This is a genomic window from Acinetobacter sp. FDAARGOS_559 (assembly GCF_003940475.1).
GTDB lineage: Bacteria > Pseudomonadota > Gammaproteobacteria > Pseudomonadales > Moraxellaceae > Acinetobacter > Acinetobacter baumannii.
On sequence record NZ_RKJG01000002.1, the window covers coordinates 64,403 to 74,442 of the forward strand.

At 32.1% G+C, this 10,040-nt stretch carries 10 protein-coding genes; 3 read left to right on the forward strand and 7 right to left on the reverse strand.

Going from position 1 to position 10,040, the window contains the following annotated elements; translation table 11 throughout:
• Nucleotides 1-19: 19 nt before the first annotated feature.
• The 4 genes from EGS71_RS00480 to EGS71_RS00500 all read right to left on the reverse strand — a co-directional run bounded on the left by EGS71_RS00480 (nucleotide 20) and on the right by EGS71_RS00500 (nucleotide 4,334).
• Nucleotides 20-544 carry a hypothetical protein gene (locus tag EGS71_RS00480; protein WP_000100569.1) on the reverse strand — a complete coding sequence of 175 codons (525 nt, stop codon included), beginning with the start codon at nucleotides 542-544 and terminating at the stop codon, nucleotides 20-22.
• A complete protein-coding gene (locus tag EGS71_RS00485; protein ID WP_000770546.1) occupies nucleotides 510-1,775 on the reverse strand; it encodes a DUF1173 domain-containing protein in 1,266 nt (421 codons plus the stop codon). The genes EGS71_RS00480 and EGS71_RS00485 overlap by 35 nt, the downstream gene beginning before the upstream one ends.
• Before the next feature lie 15 nt (nucleotides 1,776-1,790).
• Nucleotides 1,791-2,873, reverse strand: coding sequence for a zeta toxin family protein (locus EGS71_RS00490; RefSeq protein WP_000258411.1), 1,083 nt, complete (start codon nucleotides 2,871-2,873; stop codon nucleotides 1,791-1,793).
• Between the two features lie 297 nt (nucleotides 2,874-3,170).
• Nucleotides 3,171-4,334: a replication initiation protein gene (locus EGS71_RS00500; RefSeq protein ID WP_000217890.1), complete on the reverse strand. Its 1,164-nt coding sequence runs from the start codon at nucleotides 4,332-4,334 to the stop codon at nucleotides 3,171-3,173.
• A 500-nt stretch (nucleotides 4,335-4,834) separates the two neighbouring features.
• Between EGS71_RS00500 and EGS71_RS00505 the strand changes: the two genes are divergently transcribed.
• Together EGS71_RS00505 and EGS71_RS00510 are read left to right on the forward strand one after the other, a co-directional pair.
• Nucleotides 4,835-5,068 carry a hypothetical protein gene (locus tag EGS71_RS00505; protein ID WP_000719146.1) on the forward strand — a complete coding sequence of 78 codons (234 nt, stop codon included), beginning with the start codon at nucleotides 4,835-4,837 and terminating at the stop codon, nucleotides 5,066-5,068.
• A gap of 67 nt (nucleotides 5,069-5,135) precedes the next feature.
• Nucleotides 5,136-5,387 carry a hypothetical protein gene (locus tag EGS71_RS00510; protein WP_000572025.1) on the forward strand — a complete coding sequence of 84 codons (252 nt, stop codon included), beginning with the start codon at nucleotides 5,136-5,138 and terminating at the stop codon, nucleotides 5,385-5,387.
• Nucleotides 5,388-5,631: 244 nt separating this feature from the next.
• On the opposite strand, the gene EGS71_RS00515 is transcribed toward EGS71_RS00510, so the two are convergent.
• Complete coding sequence (locus EGS71_RS00515; protein WP_000836552.1) at nucleotides 5,632-6,657, reverse strand: hypothetical protein; 1,026 nt, start codon at nucleotides 6,655-6,657, stop codon at nucleotides 5,632-5,634.
• Between the two features lie 288 nt (nucleotides 6,658-6,945).
• Complete coding sequence (locus tag EGS71_RS00520; protein ID WP_000662932.1) at nucleotides 6,946-8,238, reverse strand: Y-family DNA polymerase; 1,293 nt, start codon at nucleotides 8,236-8,238, stop codon at nucleotides 6,946-6,948.
• Nucleotides 8,239-8,404: 166 nt separating this feature from the next.
• On the opposite strand from EGS71_RS00520, the gene EGS71_RS00525 reads away from it, so the two are divergent.
• A complete protein-coding gene (locus EGS71_RS00525) occupies nucleotides 8,405-9,397 on the forward strand; it encodes a hypothetical protein (protein ID WP_001132594.1) in 993 nt (330 codons plus the stop codon).
• 31 nt (nucleotides 9,398-9,428) lie between these two features.
• On the opposite strand, the gene EGS71_RS00530 is transcribed toward EGS71_RS00525, so the two are convergent.
• Entirely contained in the window at nucleotides 9,429-9,971 is a 543-nt protein-coding gene (locus EGS71_RS00530) for a transglycosylase SLT domain-containing protein (RefSeq protein WP_071708516.1), read from the reverse strand.
• Nucleotides 9,972-10,040: the final 69 nt, after the last annotated feature.

Below are 10,040 nucleotides of genomic sequence, written 5' to 3' on the forward strand. Positions count from 1 at the left end.
TAAATCATACCAAAAAAAATTATTTAGTAGAAAGTTTTTCAAGACACTTTTTTGCCTCTTCTAATAGACGAGTATCAATTTCTCTTTTATGTGTAAGCATTCTTCTGAGATTTTGAGGATTCGCATTCAAGAGATCTGCATATATACTACTTGTAAGCTCTTCACCGTTCTGAGCTTCATAAAGTTTTTTTGTTTTTTCATATATTTGCTTTAGATGGATAGCATTAATAAAGTCCTTTCTTTCTTGAACAACCCCTCTCTCAATATAATTCCAATCAAAATAATTTTTTTCAAAATCTTTATTTTTTGCTTTGGACTCAAGACGTTTAAGTCTATTTTGAATTTCGGGAACAGCTACTTGACTCAAAATAGTGAAGACCTGACTATTATGATAATCAGGGTCCTCCATCACGACTTTATTTAGAAAATCATCACCGATTTTCTGAAGCTCTGGATATTGGGGAGAATTTTTTGGTACACAAGTTTCGAGAAATACATCATATAAACCCTTAACTTGTCCGATTTGTATCGAATAACTGCTCATTTGGTTTTAAATTGTCCTCTAAAATTTCTGAATCTGTAGTTAATAATCCAAGTTTTGGAAGATCAGGCATCGCCATTTCAGCCTCCCATATCCAACCTTCATATTCACTAGCTTCAATCAAATTAACTACACTTTCTTTATACGTGTGAGATTGTGCTGCCGGAATGATATACATTGCCGTAGGAACAGGCAAAGTATCAAGAGCCACTAAACTCGACAACGGTTTTTTTCTATCCAGATTGTAACGCAACCCTTTAATAAAAGGTCTATTTTCTCTGATCATTTCATTTATAAGATCATATTCATACATATTCTCATAAGGAATCCACTGTTCATTTACAACAATTAAACTAACTTCTTCTAAATTAGCTACACCAGAAATTCCTCTAGTAAAAGTTGAGATAGTAATTAATTGAGAGTTTTCGTGAGCACCCCAAAGCTCTAAGTCCTCTTGGAACCGTTTAAATATTCTTTTATGTAGATCCTTATTCATAAAAAAATGGAAATCTGGACAATGCTTTATAACCATTTTGAAATCATATCTGGCTTCTGAAATTTCTTTAACTATTCCTATTAAAATCATGAGGTTTTGTGATGCTTTGCCCGTATTCATATGGGCCATTTTTTCATTTCTTCTTGCTATTATTTCTTTTTTCTTCTGATCATTATATGTTTCAGGAATATAGAGATTATCGGTTAATGAAGCTCTTTTGGCGATTTTAGAATCACTAGCATTAAGCAGTGCTTTTCTTACTGTATACCAATTTCTCTTCGGAATGTCTGGATTGAAATAATTTAACTTAGCTTCTTCAAAAAGATAATGAAGTAATCCACGTAATGTAAGTTTTTTTCCATCAGTTCTTACCGAGTCACTATCTGCTCCAGAAGGGGCTGGCGGAGCTTTACCTGGCATTTTAGTTAAACTGAAATCTAATTTTAAATTTGTAGTACCATCTTCAGGATTTTCTTGTATTGCCTGTCCTTGTACCTCTCCAAGCCCGGAAAGTTCTTCAGGAGGCTCAAAACTTAAACAGACTGGTGAATGTCTTCCACCTGTTTTAGGCATTCTTTTTAGAATATAACTTTCATTTATTTTTGCTATGTACATTTCAACACCATTATTAGTACATAAACAAAGTGGACGTTTCCGCTTCTCATAGTATTGTTTTAATAATGATTGTAGTCCTTCAAAATCACTACTAATTACATCTTCACCAAATAATAGTTTCATATTAGTAACTCCAAATTATCTGTCTAGTTCTACGCCAACATCATGTTGTAAGCTTTGTTCTTGAGTAATATGAAAATCTTGTATTTCCTTTTCATTCATTAATTGCGGTAAATCCCCAGCATGATTAATAAATAACTCTCGTCCACGATAAAAGTTATTGTCTTTTTCGAGTTGATCCTTTAATTGATCTTTACTGTATTTTATTCCAACCAAGTTATTGATTTTGAGTGTAAAATCCTTTTCAGACTCATCCGTCACGATACCATGTACTACATCTCTAAATGCACCAGGATCTTTAATAATCTTTGGTGGGTCTAAATTTATTTCTAAGTTCTTTTCTGATTTCCCGTTTATATTTTTATTTTGGTTTTCGCGTGGATTAATTGTTAGATGAGCATTTTCAATTTCTTTTAATTGTTGTTGCGTCAGCAAATTATAATCAGCCTCCGTTTTAGATAAAGTTTTATTCGTTTCTTGATTATAGATATTTAAACCAGCTTTTTTTTGGTTCCATACCCCTTCATCATTACGCATGTTTGAGTAAATTTCTTTACCAACACGATCATAAACTTTAAAACTATCCACAGCTTTTGAATTTTCTAATTCTTCTATTGCTCTTAAAGTTTCAGGATGTGTATTTTTATCTAAAGAGTTTTCATTAGGGGGGAATGAAGAAACTGCTCTGATTTCAATCGTATAATTTTTACTCTTAAGCGATTCAGTAATATCATTTAAAACATTTTCATTTTTAAATTCATGATTTAAAAGCAAATTATATTTTTCATTACTAATAGTAGAAATCAATTGATGAATTGAATGGTCTTTATCTTGTTGCGGATCCGCAACTTTAAAAATTGATTGGTCAATTAAAATTGAACCACCTTTTTTATTTAATTCATCTTGTGCTTGTGCAACGATTACGTCTTTACCTGAATCATGAGTACCCACAGTTAATATAGCTGTTGGAGTTTCTTGACTAACAGCTAAAGCTTTAGAAAAACTAAAATACTTATCTACAAATTGAGTAAATTGTTGATTAATGTTTTCTTCCGAATTCAAACTAGAATTTAGAGAATTTTCAAAATTATTTGTTACCATTATTTAGTTCCTTATTTAGATTTATAAGTTCATTTTTAAAAGAAATTAGACTAGAAAAGTCCATCTTATATAGGACACCGTTATTTAATATCCTTACTGACATAGATATCAATTTTTGATGCTCAATAGAGGCATCTTCAATAGAATTTTGTAGAAGTAAAAATATTAAATATTTGATATCTTTAAGATATTTATTTCTCTCGTTAAAAAAATAAAGATTTTCCATCTATAGTACACCGTAAAACATCGTAAGCAATGAACATACTATACTAAAAAAAATCAATCAAAGTGCTGCAATTATTGAATTGGAACTTTTAATTTGAATTTGATGGTAATTTTTAATTCTTCAGATTCATTAAGATCATAAATGTGCTCATCTAAAATAATAACGATTAGAGAAGCAATGAAACAGGCTAATATCTGATTTTGGGCATTGTCACATATCTTTTTTAATTCTGATAAATGCATTATAGCAGCTTGTACTTTTATGCCTTGAAGCCAACGCAGAACGCTTCTGTACGATACTTGAAGTAATTCTGATATATAGGTTTTAGTTTTACCAGAACGCAATAAACGCGCAGCCGTGCGCCTCATTTCAACATATTTATCGGATTTTGCACGTCCACCTTTTTTTGCTTTAATATGTTGCCTTTCACAAAACTCTTGAAAGCAGTAGCTATCTTTTTTCCAACAATATTTTGCGATTGATTTTGCTGTAGCACAAACTTCTGAATATGGTAGCGGAACGCTAAAATTCTTATTTGCATTTATTAATAAGCTTTTTACATGATCAAACCACTCAACAAATGTTTTACTTCTATAACTTCTAATGTCGATATATGCTTGATGCCGTATTTCGTTAAATAGATGATCATTTCGGCCGTTAATTACAAATTTCTCTATACCGGGTTTTTCTGAATTTATATTTCTGTATTCATGTGGCTTAAGTTCTAAATGTTCAACAAGTTCATGCAATGAATACTTTTCTAATCGTGGTACTTCTACAATCCATTTTTCATGTGCAGGATTCTTTGCTATTAGTCCCACGTACTTGCTGTCACCTTTTAATACTTCAGTGAGCTTTTTAGAAACTGAATTATAAAATTCTTGAGCTCTCTTGCTGGAACTTTCAGTAAAACTTACTGGAGCTTCAAGTTCATAGTAAAAATGGCAATGAGTATTTTCTGGATTAACTACAATTAAATTTGGTACTGGAATATTGTCATCAAAATCATACCGCCAAGCTGTTGCTGCGCCTGGATAATCAGCATCAATAACTATATATCTTTTAAAATTCGGATGATTAATTTGTATATGTGAGTGACGTATAGCTTGTTTCTTGTCACGAATCTTTAATCCGAAGAAGTCACTGGTACAGTAAGGTTTTTTTGGTAGGTTTTCATATAATCTATTGATTATAAAGTCTTTTTTAGAATTTAAATTAACAGAGTTTACAGTCATAAGTATGCCCATTGTACAATTTGGACACACTTTTCTTGGTTATTATAATGATCTTTCGCATATAAAAGGGTTGCAAAAGATATGAAGTAGATGTACTATGAATCTACGTTATACAAATAACCGTTGTTAAGTATGCCCGGCGAAGGATCTTGACAACAACCAGAGAGACTGAACGTTGGCGCGTTCGGTCTTTCGTCTTTTTAAGCATAGCATTTTTCTAATCAAAAAAAATCATCAAAGTGCTACAACTTTTCGTATTTTATAGCACAAAATATTTTAGTTATCCACAATTTTAAATTTATTTTTTATCACAAATTACATTTTTCAACTCTAGCCTTAGTAACCTTATTCTAGTGCATCACTCTGCGTATTCATCTTTAAATAAATCATTCACTAAAAATGTTGAATTTTTAAACTTAACTTTTTTTTTATATATGGTTATCATATGATCTAAACATACACTTGATTTAAAAAATCCCACTCATTACAAGGAAACCATTATGAAAAAAATCTTTTTATCTTTAACTTTGGGTTTAACACTTGCTGCTTCAAATGCTGCTTTTGCTCAAAAAAAAGGAGGCGAATGTTATTCCCGTGATAACTCAACATATATGTGCCCTGCCATTAGCCAAAAAGATCGTTTAACTATCCAACAAATTTATGATTTGGGATGGAAAGTAGTAGGTTACTTTGGAACACAAACAGGTAGATCAATTATCATCGAGCAACAATAATTTGATAATTGTTTAGACTTTGCCAACACGGTACTTCATGTATGTGTTGTACCTATTGGAGAATAAAATGATTGAAAATAAGTTTATGAAATTTTTGTTATTTCTTTTATTTGCAATTATGGGCTCCACACTTAGCTACATGATTAACAATATAATTCCTTTAATTATTTTACTTGTTATTTATGGATTAATTGTTAAGGATCCAGCTTTAAGAGCTCATAAATTTCTAGAAAGAGAAGTGTATTTTGTTCCGTGCGATCCTAGTACATCATACAAATATGCTCCTTTTGCGCCTCCATTTTTTACTTCAAGCAAATAACCAAAACACATTTTTGAGCCTCACGGCTTCAGGAGTCAATAATGCAAATCCCTAAACAAATCACACTAAATGAATCTAAATAAAAGTTGCATAATATTCCACGGCCATTCTGCTTCAGCAGCTCCAGGATAAAAGCCACTTAATACCATAAACAATTGTTTTATAAAAAAATGCCAAGAATAGTTATTAAAACTTTCTTGGCATTTTATTACAGAATTATAGTACGTTTAGCTTTAAATTCTTATTAAGACTTATAAAAATCACTTTTACATTTGCTGGTGGACCTAATATTGTCAGACCATGTAATTAATTCTTTGTTCGTCTTAGGTTTTGGTAATTTTTGTGCAATATTTAACCAACAACTAGTTGAATGACCTTCATCATCTTCTGCATTTTTTTCCCTTAATTTACTCCAATTTTGTACAATTTGGTCCGCAATGCCGGGATGATTTATATATAGATAACCTGCCATATAAAGATCAGCAAAAACCTCTTTCCACAATGTAGAAGCACTCCCAAACTCTTGATAAGTGATTAAATCTTTAACGTGTGATCTAAATTTTGGTGTAATAGCATTTGTACCTAAAATTGTTGTCTTATTTGAATTATCTGCATTGATATTAAATGTTAAATAATCTCTTTTAATATCAATACAGTGTGCAAACTCATGCATCATTATTGACAACTTAGGAATATCTAAGTTCTCATTTAAGAGCCTTTTATTTGATATATTCTTTATCATTTCTTTTTTCATATATTGACTAGAAACATCAGAATAATTCAAAGAACAGTATCCGTTCATTAAGTACATTGAAGCACCTGAAGAGTCGGGTATAGGTGCTAATCTTGTTAGTGCCCAACTTGTTCTTGTATTTCCAAGTTTTATATACACATCATTGTCACGGCCAATTTTTTGAATAATTCCAAATTCTTTACTTTTAGCGTCTTCATTATTTAATTTGGTAAAATTCTGTTGATCACGTAAAGTATACAAATGAAGATACGTGCCTGATGCTAATACCGACATAAATAACAATAAAGTAAGCCCGACATAAATTATTTTAAAATCATTTTCTTTCAGTAATTCAGAAAAAGTATTCCAGATAAAAGACAATATATAAATCAGTGAAATAGCAATGACTATAAAGTTTAGCCAAATAAAAGTATTAGTTGACTGTATATAAAAATTTAAAATGACAATAAAAATTGAAGATGTTACTAATGCTATTATTGCCAGAAAAAGCAATATCATATGCCAAATTGACTTCATTGTTGTTTGAACCATATATCTAGTGTATGTATAAAGGAGAAGATGATTAAAAACACAATATATTGTACGTACAGTGGAAAAAATCAACATTTATTTTTACAACTTTAATTTTCAACACCCTTCCTAACTTCATAGTTTCACGTATATGCATTTTTTTGTATTCTGTATGAAACACAGCTTACTAAGAGTATTCGTGCTTTAAACGGCAAATGAACGCAAAATAGAGTACCCCGTACTATCAAATTGGAACGAATACGAAAACTATTTAAATTATCCTGGTTCCATTTTTTAATTATTAATTTTTAATAATTCATCCCATGAAAAATAATTTTGGCTTAGGCTATTACGGCACATGGTCCATTTCCGATCCGGGAACATACATGTACCAACTGCAAGCTTTTTTTTACCAAATTTATTAGTGATCGACTCGAACGCTAACATGAGATTTTCTTGTTTTGCTATATCATCCATATCTGTTAATAAGTCATATGTGAAAAGTGACTTTGGTTCCAGCCCGGTTAATATAAGCCCGCACTTTTTATATTCTATCCCTTCTGTATACACTTTCTCGATTAGCTTTACCGCAGCTTCAACCAAAGTTAAAACATTATCAGTAGGAACAACAAAACCACTTGTAGAGCTCTTATAGTAGTACTTTCTTTTATTATCAAATGGATTAGAGTGTGCGAATACAATGATACAACCACAAAGCAAATTAGCTTTTCTAAGCCTTCTAAACGCATCTTGAGTATATCGAGAAATTGCTTCTTGTAAGTCTTCCAATGCTGTGACACGCTGACCAAAAGATTTTGATGATATTATTTGCTTTTGACTTGGTGGACTATGCTCAATCTCAATACATGGGATTCCTCGCAGCTCCATTACTGTTCTTGCTAGTACCACACTAAATTGTTTTTTTATCCATACTGGATTAGCAACAGCTAAGTCATAAACTGAAGAAAACCCAAAATTATTTAATTGCTTTGCTATTTGGCTTCCAACTCCCCACACTTCATTCAAGGGAATATCCTGAAAAATGTCTTCTTTTATGAGTGGATCCATGTTAACTAAATCGCATACTCCATTGAAATGTTTCATCTTTTTGGCTAGAAAATTACCTAATTTAGCCTCTGTTTTTGATCTACCCAATCCAACTGAGACGGGCAAACCAATTAATCGAAAGATTTCTTTTTTTATAGTATGTGCATATTCAGTTAGATCAAATAAACTCTCGTAATTAGTTAGTAAGAGCCAAGCTTCATCTATACTATAGACTTCCATTTCTTGATCAGTAACAAATTGATTTATGATAGAATGAAAGCGTCTACTCATTTCACCATAAACGGTATAATTACTAGACAACATCACAACGTTATTACGCTTAATAATATCTTTTATTTTGAAGACCGGTACACCCATTCTGATGCCAAGCAATTTAGCCTCGTCTGAACGTGCTACTATACTTGTGTCATTATTTGATAAAATTATAATAGGTTTATCAATGAGTTGTGGATTAAAAAACCTCTCAATACTAGCATAGCAGTTGTTAATATCAATGAGTGCAAAGATTTGTTCTTTCATGCCATTTTGAAAACGTTACAAATTCAAAATAAATGGTAGAGCTGAGCATAAAAAAAAGCAAATTAAAAAAATTCTTTAAAATCATTACAACGACATTGTTTGTCGTTAGTTATAATAATTTTATGCGGATCCGCAACACTTGAAACTTGTTCACCAGGATATAAAAATGCCTAATCACAAAATTAGCTTGAATGATTTGACTATCCCTGTCCTTTTCATTCTATTTGTGATTTCTATCATGATATGGCCTCTCTTGGGCTTTATCATACCCTTGCATTACCCGGTATTTGGCTTAATTCTTCTTTCTATAATGACGATAATTCCTTTGTATTTTTTAATAAATAGCCAAATAAAAAAGGGACCTCATCCTGTTACAAGTAAGTTAAAAAGTTTCGTAATTTCTGGTTCTCTCTCGGCTAGTTTTACACTTCTGATTGCTTTAATTGCTTTCATAGTAGGCAATTCGTTAAAACTCTATTCGCAAAAGCAATTTGATGATCAAAGGCAAGAATTTCTAAGTTCTGCAACCGGGTTTAAAGTCTTAAAAGATTACGCTTTTAAAAACTATAAAACTGTGGTTGAGCTTGGAGACATAAATGATAGCTGGGCATTAACAACACTTAATATCCCTAATGCTTCTCCGGCTTCTATGCAAGCAGCATCGGGTTATTGCATTTTAAATCTATCACCCCAAAATGTCTTAAATACTGCACCTTCTTTTGTCGATAAGAACTTGTGGGTTCAAGGAATCATGATGCATGAATTTGCTCATTGTCTTGATAGGTCAAGAGATTTACCTAACAAAAACTCTTTGAACCCATTGTCCACTCTGTCCATCGCTCCCGACCAAGCTAATAAAGTTACTGATCTGCAATCATATTTGCTTAATGAGAGATCTGAACAAACACAACTCTGGCGTGAAGCCGTCTCTGATATTTTTGCTATCGGATACTGGAAAATAAAAGCTGATCACAATAATTATAATTCCTTAGTAAATTCACTATATAACTATAGAGCTGAAAGAAGTTCCGATGATCCTGAGCATGGAACAATGTGTTTTATCAAGGCTGCTATGAATAGCAAACTTCCTTTATCTGAAGAGAAATTGTTTGAATGGTCAGATGAAATAAGACGAACTGCTAAATGTAGAATTTCCTAAAAAAATGCCCTCAATTTTGAGGGCATTTTATTTAATTTCTCTTTCCGTTCCTTAACTTAGCATCGATAACAACAAACTTTCGATCGACCGTTTCCATATACTGTTTTGCCGTCGTATTAATTCCATTTTCGTAAAGTTGTGCATTGTTTCTCATAGCCTTCACAGATACACCGGCTAAAGCCATTTTACCTTGTCTTGCTGCTACAGCCATGCTTGGATTACCAATGTTATGGACTGTATAAATATCTGCAAGTGTTACGTTATCTCTTATACCATTGGCTTTAAAAGCAGATTTAACGCGGTCTTCTGCATCTTTAATATGTTCAGCTAAAGCTAGTGCTCCAATTCTTGGATCCTTCCTTTTTTCAAGTAGCTCTTCTCTAGATAAACCTCTTAGTGCTCGCAGTTCAGGATGTCTCGATTTAGCAATTCGTTCAGCAAACGTTCCAGCTACAAATTGGCCTAAGCCGGTTGCTTTAGTTGCTGATACAGCATCTTCTTTGAACGAGCTCTCTAAACCCGAAATTAAAATAACTTTCTGAGGGTCCACCCCCACTTCCCTAGCAGCTTGAATTAGAAATCCTCCTGTTTTTTCATACTGCCTATAGAGTTGGGGGTCCTTTACTTTTTTGGGTCAATATCT

What these genes read in the sequence shown, in the direction of transcription:
- EGS71_RS00480 (WP_000100569.1), bottom strand. Translation starts at nt 544, where the DNA reads ATGAGCAGTTATTCGATACAAATCGGACAAGTTAAGGGTTTATATGAT.
- EGS71_RS00485 (WP_000770546.1), bottom strand. Translation starts at nt 1,775, where the DNA reads ATGAAACTATTATTTGGTGAAGATGTAATTAGTAGTGATTTTGAAGGA.
- EGS71_RS00490 (WP_000258411.1), bottom strand. Translation starts at nt 2,873, where the DNA reads ATGGTAACAAATAATTTTGAAAATTCTCTAAATTCTAGTTTGAATTCG.
- EGS71_RS00500 (WP_000217890.1), bottom strand. Translation starts at nt 4,334, where the DNA reads ATGACTGTAAACTCTGTTAATTTAAATTCTAAAAAAGACTTTATAATC.
- EGS71_RS00505 (WP_000719146.1), top strand. Translation starts at nt 4,835, where the DNA reads ATGAAAAAAATCTTTTTATCTTTAACTTTGGGTTTAACACTTGCTGCT.
- EGS71_RS00510 (WP_000572025.1), top strand. Translation starts at nt 5,136, where the DNA reads ATGATTGAAAATAAGTTTATGAAATTTTTGTTATTTCTTTTATTTGCA.
- EGS71_RS00515 (WP_000836552.1), bottom strand. Translation starts at nt 6,657, where the DNA reads ATGAAGTCAATTTGGCATATGATATTGCTTTTTCTGGCAATAATAGCA.
- EGS71_RS00520 (WP_000662932.1), bottom strand. Translation starts at nt 8,238, where the DNA reads ATGAAAGAACAAATCTTTGCACTCATTGATATTAACAACTGCTATGCT.
- EGS71_RS00525 (WP_001132594.1), top strand. Translation starts at nt 8,405, where the DNA reads ATGCCTAATCACAAAATTAGCTTGAATGATTTGACTATCCCTGTCCTT.